Consider the following 15,651-nt stretch of genomic DNA (forward strand, 5'->3'; position numbering starts at 1 on the left):
ATTTTAATTTTATAAATACATTTAAGCTCGTCTCTTCAACCGGGATAAACCTGGTATCGGGTCTGAAATGGTCGAGATTAACCGCGCCCCCTACACCGCAGAGCGATTTTCCGATGAAGATGATTTCTTACGGATGCTTGTCAGAACTAAGGTAGAGGCCATCCTTTATGGTGGCCATTTCAGCCGCGGAGACTCGATATCCAGCGGTCGAAATATTAAATATAAAAATTATTTCCAAAGCAATTATCAACCCTTCCTAAATTTTCCCACAAAAAATGGCCGACATTAAGTCAGCCACTACTTTAAATTTTTATTAGAATTCATATTTTACAATGGAATAGGTTTCGGTTTCCAATCTGTCCTTGCCTTTGAGGCCGGTTAGTTCAATCAAAAATCCTATATCCACAACTTCTGCTCCCATATTTTTGAGGAGTTTTTCGCAGGCCATAATGGTTCCGCCTGTTGCCAGTAGGTCATCGACAATCGCAACCCTGTCGCCAGGTTTGATGGCGTCCTTGTGGATGAAGAGTTCGTCTTCCCCGTATTCTTTTTCGTACTTGTAGGATACAGTTTCCCTTGGGAGCTTGCCCTTTTTCCTAACAGGGACAAAGCCTATGCCCAGCTCAACTGCGACTGTGCATCCAAAGATAAAGCCGCGAGCTTCAGGGGCTACAATGTATTTGATCCCCTTGCCTCTTAGTGGTTCTGCGAGTTGCTTGACCGCTTCCCTGTAGGCTTCTGGGTTTTGCAAGAGGGTTGTAATGTCCTTAAAGGATATGCCCTCTTTGGGAAAGTTTTCTATAACTGCTATTTCTTTTTTTAAATCCATAATTTCACTCTTTCTATTCTATAATATCGCCGCGTATTGCCTTGTCTATGGCGATTAGCTCCTCTTCTGAGAGGGGGATATTGGATCCCTTGTTTCTAATTGGCTTGGCATAGCTGATGGACTGGCTGCCAGCGTAGATGCTGGTCAAAATAAAGCCGTTGTAATAGGAGTCCAAAAATGCAATCGAAAAGGACAGGTCGCCACCTCGCCCTAATTTTTCGTTGGCCAGGGCATTGTACCTGTAAAAGCCGACCTTGTTTATAGTAAAGCTGTAGGCCTGCTCCAATTTTGCAATCTTTTCTTCTCTCAAGATATTTCCCGTGTGGATGTCATTTATATCTTTTCTAAGTATGCCCAGTAGCTTTTCAAGGTCTATATCTTCGTAGCCGGCCATTTTGTCGAAGCGATTTTTTAGTTTTTTGATTCGATTCATGTTTATTATAACCAGGATTAAAAGTATTGCCGACAATCCGCCTAGCCCGTAGATAATTTCCATTTGATATTTTTCTAACATGTTTTTACCTAATTATCTTAAATTATTTTTTCTAAAATTTTTGCGGCTTCTTGGACCTCATCCATGGTGTTAAAGTAGCCAAATGAAAACCTTACCATGCCCTGATCTAGGGTATGGAAGTGTTTGTGGGAAAGCGGTGCACAGTGCATTTGGCTGCGAACGGCAACCTCCCCTTCCCTGTCTAGGGCCGTGGCCACTTCGGCGCTGTCCCTGTCACTTATATTTAAACTTACTATGCTGGTGATTTGGTCATCGGATTCAATCCCGTAGACTATTACTCCAGGCATATCTTTTACCAGCTTATAAAAAGTCTTGGCCAAGTCTTTGACATGGGCTTCGATTTTTTCTATACCAACTTCATTGATCCAGTCTATACCTGCGCCCAGACCCACAATTCCGTGGAGGTTTTCAGTGCCCGCCTCGTACTTGTCGGGTGCAAAGTCCGGGTGGACCAGGGACTGGCTGCGTGATCCCGTGCCGCCAACCATAAAGGGCAAAATAGCAGTCTCATCGCGCACATACAAAAAGCCTGTTCCCATGGGCCCCATAAGGGCCTTGTGGCCAGGTGCTGCCAAGAGGTCAATCCGCGCCTCTTCCACATCTATTGGCATGTGGCCAATGGATTGGGCTGCGTCGACCAAAAATAAAATATCCCTGGATAGGCTGTTGCCAATTTTTTTGATATCCTTGACCCTGCCGACCAAGTTATCCACGTGGGAGATTGCAACCATCCGCGTGTTTGGCTTGATGGCTCTTAGTATGTTATCCGCAAGGTCATCAATTGGGCAATCTAAAATATCCAGCTCAATACCCCTCTCCTCTAAAACGTGGAGGGGGCGGAGGATGGAATTGTGTTCATATACACTTGTAATGACGTGGTCTCCAGCTTGGAGAGACCCAAACATTGCGATATTTAAGCCTTCAGTACAGTTTTTTGTAAAGGCTATATTTTTTGTAGACTCTGCATTTATCAGGTCTTTTATTTTTTCGCGCACCTTAAAGACCTCACGAGCTGACTTCATAGCCAGCTGGTGAGCTCCTCTGCCCGGGTTTGCAGCATAGTCAAAAGCCTGGGCCACAGCCTCCTTTACAGAGGGAGGCTTGGGCCAAGAGGTTGCTGCATTGTCCAGATAAATCATATTATTGGAGTTTTGAGTAAACGATCTTTAGAGTTTCAGCTTTTTTATCTGCTGCTTCTTTTAGAAGTTCGTCTGCTTTCTTTCTGATGCCGTTTGCGTATTCTTCGTCTTTAATTGAATTTACGTTGATTAGTACATTAAAGAGAGCGCCTTCGAGTCCTGATTGAAGTAGAAGTGTGCCAACTCCAACGTCTGTGATAGCGTTTTTGTTACCGCAGTTTGCGTAAATGCTTTGTAGGTTTAGAGCCTTTAAGCAGAGTTCAGCTGCTCTTAGAGGAATTTCAAGAGCTTTCTTGTAGCCTTCTTGGATAGCTGCACTTCTAGCTTTCTTTTCTTCGTCAGTTTCCTTTGGAAGTTTGAAAGCTGCCATAACATCATCAAAGCTTGATGCGTCTGTGTCAACGATTTCTTCTAGCTCTTCTCTGATTGGATCGAGTTCAGCTTGGATTTTTCTCATTTCAGCTTTTTCGTCTTCTGTGAGACCTTCAAAAGCTTTTTTGTCGATTGTGAGGCTGCCAACCATTTGAGTTAGGGCAACACCGAGTGAACCTGCATAGGCTGAAACGCTTCCGCCGCCTGGTGCTGGAGCTTCTCCAAAAACTTCCTTATTGTAATCTCTTAAGCTTAAATCAATTAATTTCATATTGTCCTCCTATAATTATAAAAATATTTTGCTTTTCTCTTCCTATTATATATATGATAAACGTATTTTGCAATTTATAAATGCATTACGCTATCAGTAACTATCCTGCCAACTCCGCTCATTACGATTTGGCCATCTTCCCTGTAAATCTCAATTAGGCTGGGCCTTTTCATGGCCTGGCCTTGGTAGATTGTAATGTGGTCTCTCCCGATTTTATCCAAGAGGATTTTTCCAACTGAAGCCGCTGCAGAACCTGTGGCCGCTTCTTCAAAAAATCCAATGGCCGGTGAAAAATACCTGGTGTAGGCAAATTTCTTGTCCCCGTCAACTGAGGCGTAGACTAGGTATAAGCCAGATGCCTTGAGGTCTTCACTCAAAGTTATCAGGTCAAACATATCGGGCTTTGCCATATCTAAGGTCTCCTTGTCTTTGACAAAGACAATCAGGTCGTGGTTAAAGTAACCGCCCAGATGAATGTCGCCAAGCTTGTCTTCTTCGATTCTTAAAATCTGTCCAATCCTGGACTTGTCGACGCCGGCATTCTCTAGTTTAAAATATTTATTATCCATAACTATGCCGATCTTCTCGACTTCATAGTCCATATAATCTATATTTACATCTAGGATTTCCCCGTCTTTGAGCTCCAGCTCTGCCCTCTTGGTCCCCTCTTCTATAGGCCTGATGTAGCCCATGTTAGACAGGACATAAAAGGCGCCTATAGCTGCGTGGCCAGAAAATTTAATCTCCTGAGTCGGGGTAAAAAATTCTATAAAAAATCTGCCGCCCTCACGGTTGTGGATAAAAGCACTTTGTGAGAGGTTGATCTCATTTGCAATTTGCGGATAATACATTTGAGGGACTTCTTCGCACTCCGGCACAACTGCGGCCGGGTTACCGCCAAAGCGGCACTGCGTGAAGCTATCAATTGTAATTAGCCTTAAGTCCATTAAATTCATATAATCACCTTTCTTATTATATCAAATGTGATTTAATAGTTCAATTAGTCGGTCAAGCTCGTCCATGGAATGGTAGTCTATGACGATCGACCCTCTGCCCTTTTTGTCATTGATGCGGACCTTAGCCATAAATTTATTTTGCAGGTCCTCTTCAATCTCTTTAATAAAAATATTTTCTACTGTGCCCTTGGCCTTCTTGGACTCTTTTTCAGTTTGACGGACATTTAAGCCAAGCTCTTTAATTTTCTTTGCCAAGACCTGCTGGTCCTTTAGAGGCAGGCCAGATAACACTTTAGCGTGGCCAAAGCTAATAGCCCCAGACCTAACATCTTCCATTACGTGGGGGTCAAGCTTCAAGAGTCTAAGGACATTTGCCACATGGCTCCTGCTCTTACCAATTTCCTTGGCAAAGTCAGCCTGAGTTAGGCCAGCTTCTTTCATGAGTTCTTCATAGCTCAGGGCCTCTTCAATTGGATTTAGATTTTCCCTTTGAATATTTTCAATCAAGGAAAGCTTTTTGATGTCTTCCTTGGGGAAGTCTCTAACAATTGCTGGGATCTTGTCCCTGCCCAGGCTAATGGTCGCCCTGTACCGCCTCTCCCCTGCAACTATCATATACCCATCTTCAAATGGAGTTAACAGGATTGGCTCCAAAAGTCCGTGAGACTTTATGCTCTCGGCCAATTCTTTGATCGCATCTTCGTCAAAGTCCTTGCGAACTTGGTCGGGATTGGCTTTAATTTTACTTAGCTCTATTTCTTGGATCTCTTCCTTAGGGATGTGCTTAGTCTCTTCGACTTGTTCGAAAAGTGCATCCAAGCCCTTGCCCAGTGATTTATTTTTTCTCATATAGACTCCTTTATCTAAAGCGCTTGTCGAATTCGTTTGCAAACTTCTTGTAAGCTTGGGCACCGGCAGATCTTTTATCGTAGTCAAAAATGGATAGACCGTGGCTGGGTGCCTCCGCCAGAGTTACATTTCTGGGGATGGAAGCTTTAAAGACCAAGTCCTTAAAAAATCCCCTGACCTCTGCCTCTACATCCTGGGCCAGATTGTTTCTGGTGTCATGCATGGTGAGTAAGATGCCCTTGATCTCAAGGCCAGAATTATAATTTTCCTTGACCAAGTTAACCGTTTTCATCAGCTGGGTCACGCCTTCAAGCGCGTAGTATTCAGACTGGATGGTCGATATAACCCCGTCGCTAGCATTTAGGCTCATAAGCGAAAGTATGCCCAGACTTGGCGGACAATCGATAAAAATGTAGTCGTAAAGAGGACTGACCTCTTGCAATTTATTTCGGAGGAGATAATGCCAGTTGCCATTTACAGCTAGCTCGATTTCCATACCTGCAGAATCACTTGACCCAGCAATGAGCTTTAGGCCCTTGTGAGTGGTATCGGAAATCACAGAAGAAATATCTGCATCCTCCATGATGAGCTCATAAATATTGCCCACGATTTTCGTGGAATCATCTGTGAGACCCGAGGATAAATTTGCCTGGGGGTCCACGTCGACAACTAAAACTTTGCGGCCTTTGTCAACCAAGGCTGCAGCTAAGTTCAAGGTCGTTGTAGTCTTGCCAACGCCGCCCTTTTGATTAAAAAAAGATAAAATATTTGCCATAAGCCCTCCTATAATTATAATACCATAAAAGGACCAAGAATAAAAGACTAATGGGATTTATTTTTTAAATTGTTCCACGTGGAACAATCGAAAAATAAATTGTGATTTAAAATTGCGAGCATACGGCCAGGAAATTTGAAATAATAATGCGATTTGCAAATCAAAGATGTGGGACAACAGAATTGAAAGAAGAAATTTTAATTAAAAATCATGAACATAAGGCCGTGTAAAGTTAAATGAAAAACGCAATTTGCAATTGAAGGCACGCTGCTAGCATATTAGGAATAAAAAAACAATTTCAAATGTAAGATGAAAATCAACAGAATTGGAAAAATAAACTGTGATTTAAAATTAGAAGCGTATGGGCAGGAAAGTTGAAATAAAATTTTAATTATTAAACAAAGATGAAAAGCGACAAAACTTGAAAAACAAATTGCCATTTAAAATTAAAAGTACAAGCACAAGAGCATATAAAATAAAAAATGTTCCACGTGGAACAATTAATAAGTAACAACTTATAATGCAGACAAGAATGCAAATAAAAGTCAGACTTTAAATGCAAGTTAAAAACAAAGAAAACTAATCGTCAAGCACGACTAGAAATAAAAATGCAAGTGAGCGATAAAAATAAAAACAAAGGAAGATATGAATAATATAAAACACATAAGCAAAGGTAATTGCAACAAAAGATAGAGCACAAGATAAAACATAAATAAAAATAATGTTCCACGTGGAACATTATTTGTTTAAAATCTTAATAAGGTCTTCAATTGTATTTATATCTGGGAGCTTGCACTCGGATTTTATCCTGGCTATTGTCGGCTGTCTGAGGCCGGCTTCTTCTAAAAGTTCTTTTTGACAGAAGACTTGGTCCTTTGTCCCAGATGCGATTATTTGCCCCTGGCTGAGAACGCTGGCATGGGTGCATATGTCGTAGATAAAATCCATATCGTGGGAAGAAATTAGAATGCCAACGCCCTCACTTGCCAAGGCTTTGATCAGCTGGGTCATGTTTTCCGTTAGTCGGGGGTCCAGGCCCGCTGTGGGTTCATCAAATAGTATATAGTCGGGCTCCATGGCAAGGACTCCTGCTATGGCCACCCGTTTTTTCTGCCCGTAGCTAAGAGCGTGGGCAGGGCGGTCAAGCAGATCTTCTATCTCGAGTTTGTTTGCAAGAACCTTTAGTTTGGCCTCGATATATTCATCTGACCTTTTAAGGTTTCTAAGAGGGAATACTATGTCATCTCTGACATTTGAGTAAAAAATCTGCTTGTCTGGATTTTGCATGACAAGGTTGACCCTAGTCCTATAGTCCCTTAGCTCTTTCTTTTTGAAAATGACTTCTTTGCCTTCCAAGAAAATTTGTCCAGAGCCGGGCGTATTTAATCCCAGTATATTGAAGAAGAGCGTGGATTTGCCCGCACCGTTTTCGCCCACCAGAGCATGGACTGTTGATTTTTCAATTGTTAAATTTATATCCTTTATCCCAAATTTGCTTTGGGGGTAAGAGTAGTTTAAATTTTTGATTTCTAACATTGTTCACCTAATAATAAAAATTTCCATCAAAGAGTTTTAAGTCAAGGGCATCTTCCCATTCGCCGTAAGAACTTAGCATGTCTATAAAGAGCTTGGACCCCATGAGGCCAGAGGATTTAATCATCATCCACTTGGTATCGTTTGCGTGTTTTAATTCCATGGCCACATGCATGTCTTTAAATTCCATCATAAAAAAGTTTATATACCTGTACATAAGGATAAACTGCTCCACAAAAACTCGGGGTAGGTGGAGGTCCTTAAAGATCATAATGGTTTGGTTGATGGGTATGGTCAGGGCCATAAAGTATGTGCAAGTTATACATGCAAAGCTCCTCACAAAGGTCTGGTAGGCACTTGTAAGGGCCTGGGAATTGGTGCCGATGTAAAGTCTTCCTATTATAATATAGTATTCGACATTTTCCTTTATCTTTGCTATTGTAAGGACCATTGCGATTAATGAAATAACAATAAAACCAAGGGGTAATTTATATAATTTAAAAAGTGGTCTGGCCGGAATTTTTGCCCCAAAAATCATGACTAGAACCACGGCTATAGCGATTAGAGCCTGGGCATAGAGATTATTAATGCTCAGGGATAAAATAAGTAAGGCAAAACCCAAGAGCATTTTCACTCTCGGGTTTTTCTTGGTAAAATTATTATTGTATGCGATTTGGTCAATCGTCATTATTTATTTGCTCCTTGTTTTTTGCCCTTGTTATAGCCAAAGTAATAGCCTATAACAATTGCGCCGATAGCTGCTTGGAAGGCAAACAAAAAGCTTTCGATTTCGCCTGAGGCTGGTTCGTAAATACTTTCAAACCAAGGTTCGAAATCTGGGTTTGCTTCGGCTATTCTTTCTTCGGCTGCGTCATCAGCTCCGCCAAATTCTGCGTCTTTTTGAATCATAAAAGGCACTACAAATAGAGCCACCATTAAGATGATGAGGATTATCTTAGTTGACTTTTTCATATAAAATGCCTCCTTCGTACTTGACAATTGCGTTGTAAATAAGGACGGTTAGGATACCTTCCATTACAGCAATTGGAAGTTGGGTGATTGCAAAAATTTCCAAATAGCTTAGGACTGATGCACCGAATGTTGGATTAGGGAAGGCCAGACCGAGCTCAATTGAGGTTACGATGTAAGTCCCTAAGTCTGATAAGAATGCTGCTAAAAATACAGCTACTAGGTCGCTTACATTCATTTTCTTCATTAGCTTGTAAACACCAACAGCTATATAGGCACCAATAATGGCCATTGATAGGGCGTTAGCACCTAGAGTTGTCAGTCCACCGTGTGCAAGTAAGATGGCTTGGAAGATTAGAACAATTGTTCCAAGGACAAACATTGGGCCTGCGCCAAACAATATTGCCCCAAGGCCAATACCTGTTGGGTGTGAGCATGATCCTGTCATTGCTGGTAATTTAAGCGATGATAGCAAAAATACATATGCGCCAGCAAGGGCCAAGAGCATTTTCTTTTCAGGCTTATTTACTGTGATGTCTTTAATTGACTTAATCCCGTAAATCACAAAGGGGATAGCGATTACAAAGTAAATAGCCGCGTGAACCTTTGGCAAAAATCCTTCTGCTATGTGCATGGCGTGGGTGGTATTTGGGACCATGATAGCCATTGCAAAGAGAAGAAAAGCTGCCAGTCTCTTTTGAATTTTCTTCATAAAAAAACCTCCTATATATTCTGCTCCGACAGATATAATGGAGGGTACTAAAAAAATTAGACCCTTCCCACCGAAGCGTCTCTAACTAGTCGCAGGTATCCTGACTCGGCGTCACAGCGTTGACCCTGCCTTCCCTTTAAGTGGCAAGAGGTCGCTCAGCCTATACAGTAGCGGGGGCTGTCCGGATTTACCGGTTCCCTGATATCGATTAGCTATCAACAAGTTCATTCTAACACGAAAAATAAATTATTGCAAGCAAATTGATAGGGAATTATCATTTATTTGTAAAAATTTCTGCAAAAATTAATTGCAATTAAAAAACTCTTGTGCTACAATGTAGGCAAATTTGAAAAGGAGGTTTCGAAATGAAACAAAGACTACTCGCATTAGTGCTAGCCTTTATGATGATCTTCTCAATCGGATTAAGCGCTGCACCACAAAAGGTCGAATCCAAGGACCTATTAACACAAAATGCTCGCTCATTTATTGATGGCGACCAAATTAAAACTTACGGCCTCGAAGTTGAAGCCAAAGAAAAAACTCTAACCGTCGTTGACGGGGAAGACAAAATCAGCTTTACAGCTGGATCCAATGTCATGACCGTAAACGGCACTGACTTTACAATGGATACCAAGACAATCGCTAAGGACGGCAAGGTATATGTTCCATTTAGGATTTTATTTGAAACTTTAAACTACCAAGTTGGCTGGGACAAGGCTGCAAAAGCTGTCACTCTTGACAAGAAAGCAGAAGCTAAACTTCCTGTCAAAAACGACAAGTACGAAATAAAAGAAACTCATTCCAAGATTGTATCAATCGCTCCATCAGTAACTGAAACATTATTTGAAATCGGAGCAGGGGACATGGCCTTAGGCAGAACTGACTACTGCAACTTCCCTAAGGAAGCTGAAAAAGTAACATCAGTCGGCTCAATGATGGAACCTGACATTGAAAAAGTGATTAGCTTGAAGCCAACTTGTGTGCTTGCACAAACTCACTTTAAGGAAGAAGTTTTGGCCAAATTACAAAAGGCTGGCATCAAGGTCTTTGCCATGGAAACACCAAAGTCAATGGAAGAAACTTACAAGTCAATCGAAACAATTGGCCTAATTACAGGCAAAAATGCAGAAGCCAGAGCCCTAGTTGCAACCATGAAGGCAAAGCTCCAAAGCGTTGAAAGATACACCAAAAAATTATCAGCTCCTACTGCATATATAGTAGTAGGCACAGGTGAATACGGTGAATACACCCACGGCAAGGATTCATTTATGGATGATATCCTAAGAATTGCCGGCCTTACAAATGGCCCAAGGGATGCAGAAGGCTTTAAGTATACCTTGGAAAAATTAATCGCCCTAAACCCACACTACATGTTAGTGCCAGCTTTTGCTATCGACCAAGTCAAGACAGACAAGGTTTACAAGGGCCTATCAGCTGTTAATGAAGGCAGGGTAATAGAAATAGATGCAGACGTATTCTCTAGACCATCAGCCCGCGTGGTTGATGAAGGAATCAAGGCTCTCTTAAAGATTGCCCACCCAGAAGTTCTAAAGAGTTTGGAATTCTAATTTATGAAAAAAACTTTTCTCTTATTGGCCTTGGCGGCTTTAATCGGCCTAATGCTACTGGCAATCGGCTTTGGCTCGATTGATATTAGCTTTGCGACCATAATTGCTGCCATAAAAAATCTAATAAGAAATGGGGTGGATGGGATTGATTTTACTGATCCCATCCACTTTATCATATTTGAGGTAAGGCTGCCTAGGATTATTTTGTCGGTTCTAACAGGAGGCTTACTCGCAATGGCAGGGGCTTCATATCAAGCCATCTTCCAAAACCCCATGGCCGATCCCTTTGTAATGGGCGTGTCATCAGGGGCGGCTTTTGGTGCGACAATGGCAATTGTATTTTTGCCGGCCACCAGCTTTTTTGGCCACACCCTTGTGAGCCTATCGGCCTTTGCCTGCGCAATAATCACATCGCTTATAGTCTACACGGTCTCGCGGACCAAGAGGGGAGTGGACAACTACTCGGTTTTACTTACAGGTATTGTCATCTCGGCTATTCTTTCCTCGGCCATCTCTCTTATAATGATGGTCCACAGGGACGAGGCTATTGCCATTATCACCTGGACAATGGGGTCTTTTAACGCCAAGAGCTGGATCCACGTTGGAACGATTTTTATACCGACCCTAATTGCCTTTATAGTTACAATTTACCACGGCAAGGATTTAAATCTCCTGGTAATGGGCGAAGAAGAGGCCATATCCATGGGCCTGGATGTAAAAAAATTAAAGCGAAATCTTCTTTTACTATCTGCACTTTTAACATCACTGGCGGTTTCAGTGAGCGGAATCATCGGCTTTGTCGGCCTTATAGTCCCACACTTTATCAGGCTAATCTTTGGCGGCGACCACAAGTTTTTGATGCCGGCCTCCATGATAGTGGGGGGAATCTTTATGCTCTTGGCCGATACCTTGGCCAGGTCGCTCATCTCAGGCTTTGAACTCCCGGTTGGCATTATCACATCACTAATTGGCGGGCCCCTATTTATGGTCCTTCTTATCAAGCACAAGAGGAGCCTCCAATGAGCATACTAGAAATCAAGAATTTAAACTTCAGCTATGGAAAAAATCAGGTTTTAAAAAATATTAATCTTTCCCTTGAAGAAGGAGACAAATTAATAATTATTGGCCCCAACGGCTGCGGCAAGACCACCTTGTTAAAGGTCATCTCAGCCTACTTACAGGCAGATTCTGGTTCAATAACTTTGGACGGCAGGGACTTGGATTCTTATACTATAAAAGACCGGGCGAAAATTATTTCCGTCCAACACCAAAATCCAAACAGCTCTTTTGATTTTACAGTCGAAGAAGTGGTCGAGATGGGACGCTATCCATTTTTATCTTGGACGGGCAAACTGAGCGAGACCGACCAAAAAATCGTGGACGACCAAATAAATATAATGGAATTGGCAGACTTAAAAAATAAATCCATCCTAGAAACTTCCGGCGGAGAAAAGGGGAGGGCCATGACGGCCAGGGCCTTTGCCCAATCGCCCAAGCTCATCCTAATGGACGAACCCATTGCAGCCATGGACATAAACCACCAGATAAAGCTCATGAAGACCATAGAAAAAACCTCGGACAAGAGCTTTATAATCGTCCTCCATGACCTCAACCTAGCCTCGGCCTTTGCAGATAAGATTGCCCTTATGAAAGACGGGCAGATAGTCGCCCTTGGCAGGCCAGAGGAAGTTATAAATGCGGAAAACATCCGTCAGGTCTACGAAGTCCAAGTGGACGTAATAATTAAAGACGGCAGGCCCTTTATCATCCCAAAATACAAATAAGAGATAAATTCTGGCAATAATTATTAAATTATGGTAGAATAAATATAGAATTTTCTAAAAAAGGATGATTACAATGAAAAAAGATAAGAAAAAAATAAAAGCCCTTGGCTACACCAGTCTTAAGGGCAGGATAATATACACTGCAATTACCATGATAGTAATATTTATAGGAATCAAAATCATAGATAGCAAGAGCCTCCATACTTATAATCTAAACTTCAGGACCAGCGAAGTCGGCAAGTACCTGGATTTAATGAGCATCTTTGTATTTGTCTACAGCCTCTACTTTATGCTCTACTCGTCGCTTGGAGTCTACGACGCCTTTGATTTTATGACCTCTCACCACTCCTACTCGCCCCTGATCTTTACGGTGATTATGGTGGCCCTGGGAGTCATGATGGCCTTTACCGGAATAGATACAATCGGCAGGATGTTTGAAATGAACGGATTATTAGTAGCCCGCCACGCAAACACATTTTCCGGCACCTATCTATTTGCATCAGCCCTCAAGGCAGTCCTCTACAGCGTCCTCATGTACGTGGTCAGAGTCGCTTCGACCTTTGTAATGAAAAAACAAAACGAACACCTCATGAAAAACAACATGGACATGAGAAGCCGGAGGGAAAGACTGGAAAAAATGTTCAAAGAAAGCGAATAAAAATATTCGAAGAAGAAGGCTCGTTCGCGGGACATCGAGTCCGCACGAACGAGTGGCGACCATTTCAGGATCGCCGTTACGCCACTGCCATTAGGTGGATAGTGCATACATACGTGCTGAAAAATGTTCGTAGGAGAATGGGTTTTGAGCCGAATGTTCATGCCTACAAGGGGCAATCACATTCGCCTTATGTCTGGGATAAACCAGACGCTACATGGCTATATTCATATCCGTAGGGTAAAACTCTATCGCCAGGCAGGTAAAATTGTCCGACCTGGCAGACAATATGAATTTAAAAAGATTAAAGACGATCACAGACAAAGACTTGGAAAGAGTCGAAAAATATAAAAAAGCGCAGAGAATCCTTAAGGCACAGTAGAGTGCCTTTTTTATTTGTGGAAAATATTCTTAATAACATTCTACTAATAACACTTTTCTTTATTTGTCTCTTCCTATTGCATCTCCTCCTATATATGTTTCTTTACCTTTTTTATTCCTATTGCAGCTCCTTCTATATATTTTTCTTTACTTTTATCTTCTTATTCTATTTTCTCTATTCCTACACTTTTTAAATTTCCTCTTTCTCTGTACAATTAGAATGCTCCTTCATCACTAATAATAATAACCATTCTTCTACTCCAATCCACAGTGAAGCGTAACGCTTTATCAGGCGGCGGACTAGGATGGGGTGAATATATGCGTGCTATATGTATGAGTGAGCAATGTGTAAGTGTGTGAAATGTGTGTACCATGAGCTGTGTATGTGTATAAGATGTGTGTATGTGTATAGCTTATGTGTATGATGAGTTGTGTATGTGTATGATGACTTGAGTATGTGTATGGTGAGCTGCGTATGTGTATAAATTATGTGTATGTGTATGAAGGCTTGTGTATGGTGAGCTGTGTATGTGTATGAACGAAATGTATATGCCTGGCGAGGAGGTATTTAGAAAGTCAAGCGCGGGTTATCGAACCTTCCTGTTTGAGGTGTACGCAATTCTAAAGGATGATTTTGATTTTAGTTTTATGGCTGGGCTGTCATGGCCCTAGCTATGAAAAAAATTTTTAAAAATTTAGCAAAAACATATTGAATTTTTTCTATATGTATGTTATAATAAATTTAGATTAAGAAAGGAGTGACTTTTAATGGCTGAGAACATTTATGAAAATATATCCACCAAGCTCAAGGCAATTTCTGATCAAAAACGCTTGAAGATTGTCGACATGCTTTCTTGCGGCGAGCTATGCGCTTGTGAGATTTTGGAAAAATTTGATATCAGTCAGCCGACCTTATCATTTGATATGAAAAAATTGGAAGAGGCCAAGTTGGTTAAGAGCAGGCGGGAGGGCAAAAATGTCTACTACAGCTTAAATCAAAAGGTTTTGGGCCATTTGCTGGACCAGCTTACAAGCATTTTTTCTGACAGCCCCGATTGCATTTGCCACTCAAAAGAGCGGATGGATTATTAATTTTTTTATAGAATAGATAGAATTATTTAAATATGTCTATGTATAAGGAGGTAAATTATGACAGACATTAGAGAAGAGGTTAGAAAGTATTATTCAAAGATTACTGGCGAAGAAGACGGTATAATGGAGACCAAGATTTGCTCTTGCGCCTTGGACGATCTACCTAAGTATGTAAGCGAGGCCAGGGCCCTGGTTCCTGACGAAATTGTCAAGCATTTCTACGGTTGCGGCTCGCCAATTCCAGCTGCCCTTGAAGGGATGACCGTCCTTGACCTGGGATGCGGGACAGGCTATGATGTTTACACCTTGGCCAAATTGGTAGGAGAAAACGGTCGGGTAATTGGCGTTGATATGAACGACGACCAGCTTGCTATAGCCAGAAAATACCAAGACCAGATGGCAGAAAAATTGGCCTACAAAAAATCCAATGTGGAATTTAAAAAAGGCTATATCGAAGACCTCAAATCTCTTGGCATAGAGGACGCCAGCGTGGATATTGTAGTCTCAAATTGCGTTATCAACCTCAGCCCTTACAAGGAACAAGTCTTCAAGGAAATTTGGAGGGTCTTAAAGCCGGGTGGCGAGCTCTTCTTCTCAGACATATTTGCCGACAGACGCTTTGGCGAAGAAATCTCTATGGATTTGATTCTCAGGGGCGAATGCCTGGGCGGAGCTATGTATATAGAGGACTTTAGGCGCCTGCTCAAAAAAATCGGCTGGGAAGACTTTAGGTATATCAAATCCTTTAAGTCCATTATAGGCAACCCAGAAATCGAAGACATGGTGGGTAATGTAGAATTTTACTCACACACCATTAAGGCTGTCAAGCTCCCAGACCTGATAGAAGACATCTGCGAAAATTACGGGCAAGTCGCCATCTACAGGGGCGGCATAACCGGCATGGAAAACTACTTTGATTTGGACGACCACCACAGGTTTTACAAGGACCTACCCCTGGCCGTCTGTGGCAATACCTCTGCCATGATTGAAAACACTCGTCTGGCCAAATACTTTGACATTATTGGCGACAGGACCAAGCACTTTGGAGCCTTCCAAGGATGCTCTACAGCCCCATCAACATCCGACCAAGAAGAAGGCGGCTGCTGTGGAGGAGGCTGCTGCTAAAGTAAATACAAAAGAAAAACCGAGGCGGTGGATACATTTATTGTAGCCACCGCCTTTTTGTAGTTAAATTTGTGATTTGTAAAATATATGGGGCAAGAATCTTGGGCGACATTCTCCTTTAGAATTG

General features: G+C 41.9%; 17 protein-coding genes and 1 riboswitch. Of the genes, 6 read left to right on the forward strand and 11 right to left on the reverse strand.

Annotation, left to right across the window (positions count from 1 at the left end; genetic code table 11):
* Positions 1 to 313 precede the first annotated feature (313 nt).
* From AC6FXG_RS07370 to AC6FXG_RS07420, 11 genes are all read right to left on the reverse strand, one after another.
* Positions 314 to 829, reverse strand: a complete 516-nt coding sequence (locus tag AC6FXG_RS07370; RefSeq protein ID WP_075574345.1) for an adenine phosphoribosyltransferase — start codon at positions 827 to 829, stop codon at positions 314 to 316.
* Between the two features lie 13 nt (positions 830 to 842).
* Positions 843 to 1,343, reverse strand: a complete 501-nt coding sequence (locus AC6FXG_RS07375) for a DUF4446 family protein (RefSeq protein WP_500572174.1) — start codon at positions 1,341 to 1,343, stop codon at positions 843 to 845.
* 17 nt (positions 1,344 to 1,360) lie between these two features.
* Positions 1,361 to 2,482 (reverse strand): aminotransferase class V-fold PLP-dependent enzyme, encoded by a 1,122-nt coding sequence (locus AC6FXG_RS07380; protein WP_500572175.1) that lies wholly within the window; start codon positions 2,480 to 2,482, stop codon positions 1,361 to 1,363.
* 1 nt (position 2,483) lies between these two features.
* Positions 2,484 to 3,125 carry a cyclodeaminase/cyclohydrolase family protein gene (locus tag AC6FXG_RS07385; protein ID WP_075574342.1) on the reverse strand — a complete coding sequence of 214 codons (642 nt, stop codon included), beginning with the start codon at positions 3,123 to 3,125 and terminating at the stop codon, positions 2,484 to 2,486.
* A 74-nt stretch (positions 3,126 to 3,199) separates the two neighbouring features.
* Positions 3,200 to 4,081, reverse strand: a complete 882-nt coding sequence (locus tag AC6FXG_RS07390) for a PhzF family phenazine biosynthesis protein (RefSeq protein WP_500572176.1) — start codon at positions 4,079 to 4,081, stop codon at positions 3,200 to 3,202.
* A gap of 21 nt (positions 4,082 to 4,102) precedes the next feature.
* Positions 4,103 to 4,930, reverse strand: coding sequence for a ParB/RepB/Spo0J family partition protein (locus AC6FXG_RS07395; protein WP_075574340.1), 828 nt, complete (start codon positions 4,928 to 4,930; stop codon positions 4,103 to 4,105).
* A 10-nt stretch (positions 4,931 to 4,940) separates the two neighbouring features.
* Entirely contained in the window at positions 4,941 to 5,705 is a 765-nt protein-coding gene (locus tag AC6FXG_RS07400; RefSeq protein ID WP_075574339.1) for a ParA family protein, read from the reverse strand.
* A gap of 738 nt (positions 5,706 to 6,443) precedes the next feature.
* On the reverse strand, positions 6,444 to 7,241 hold the full coding sequence (locus AC6FXG_RS07405; protein WP_500572177.1) for an energy-coupling factor ABC transporter ATP-binding protein: 798 nt from the start codon (positions 7,239 to 7,241) through the stop codon (positions 6,444 to 6,446).
* Between the two features lie 7 nt (positions 7,242 to 7,248).
* Positions 7,249 to 7,926, reverse strand: a complete 678-nt coding sequence (gene cbiQ / locus AC6FXG_RS07410; protein ID WP_500572178.1) for a cobalt ECF transporter T component CbiQ — start codon at positions 7,924 to 7,926, stop codon at positions 7,249 to 7,251.
* Entirely contained in the window at positions 7,926 to 8,210 is a 285-nt protein-coding gene (locus AC6FXG_RS07415; protein ID WP_099951403.1) for an energy-coupling factor ABC transporter substrate-binding protein, read from the reverse strand. The genes cbiQ and AC6FXG_RS07415 overlap by 1 nt, the downstream gene beginning before the upstream one ends.
* On the reverse strand, positions 8,194 to 8,919 hold the full coding sequence (locus tag AC6FXG_RS07420) for an energy-coupling factor ABC transporter permease (protein ID WP_500572179.1): 726 nt from the start codon (positions 8,917 to 8,919) through the stop codon (positions 8,194 to 8,196). Before AC6FXG_RS07420 ends, AC6FXG_RS07415 begins: the two co-directional genes overlap by 17 nt.
* A gap of 73 nt (positions 8,920 to 8,992) precedes the next feature.
* Positions 8,993 to 9,174, reverse strand: a riboswitch (cobalamin riboswitch).
* Between the two features lie 110 nt (positions 9,175 to 9,284).
* Between AC6FXG_RS07420 and AC6FXG_RS07425 the strand changes: the two genes are divergently transcribed.
* From AC6FXG_RS07425 to AC6FXG_RS07450, 6 genes are all read left to right on the forward strand, one after another.
* Positions 9,285 to 10,487 carry a helical backbone metal receptor gene (locus tag AC6FXG_RS07425; protein ID WP_500572180.1) on the forward strand — a complete coding sequence of 401 codons (1,203 nt, stop codon included), beginning with the start codon at positions 9,285 to 9,287 and terminating at the stop codon, positions 10,485 to 10,487.
* Positions 10,488 to 10,490: 3 nt separating this feature from the next.
* Positions 10,491 to 11,510, forward strand: coding sequence for a FecCD family ABC transporter permease (locus tag AC6FXG_RS07430; protein WP_500572181.1), 1,020 nt, complete (start codon positions 10,491 to 10,493; stop codon positions 11,508 to 11,510).
* Entirely contained in the window at positions 11,507 to 12,271 is a 765-nt protein-coding gene (locus tag AC6FXG_RS07435) for an ABC transporter ATP-binding protein (RefSeq protein WP_500572182.1), read from the forward strand. Before AC6FXG_RS07430 ends, AC6FXG_RS07435 begins: the two co-directional genes overlap by 4 nt.
* 73 nt (positions 12,272 to 12,344) lie before the next feature.
* Entirely contained in the window at positions 12,345 to 12,929 is a 585-nt protein-coding gene (locus tag AC6FXG_RS07440) for a hypothetical protein (protein ID WP_500572183.1), read from the forward strand.
* A gap of 1,146 nt (positions 12,930 to 14,075) precedes the next feature.
* A complete protein-coding gene (locus AC6FXG_RS07445; RefSeq protein WP_500572184.1) occupies positions 14,076 to 14,399 on the forward strand; it encodes an ArsR/SmtB family transcription factor in 324 nt (107 codons plus the stop codon).
* A gap of 57 nt (positions 14,400 to 14,456) precedes the next feature.
* The gene (locus AC6FXG_RS07450) at positions 14,457 to 15,524 is read left to right on the forward strand and encodes a methyltransferase domain-containing protein (RefSeq protein ID WP_500572185.1); all 1,068 of its coding nucleotides are present in this window, start codon (positions 14,457 to 14,459) and stop codon (positions 15,522 to 15,524) included.
* The last annotated feature ends 127 nt before the right edge of the window (positions 15,525 to 15,651 follow it).

It is taken from the genome of Ezakiella massiliensis, assembly GCF_059862345.1.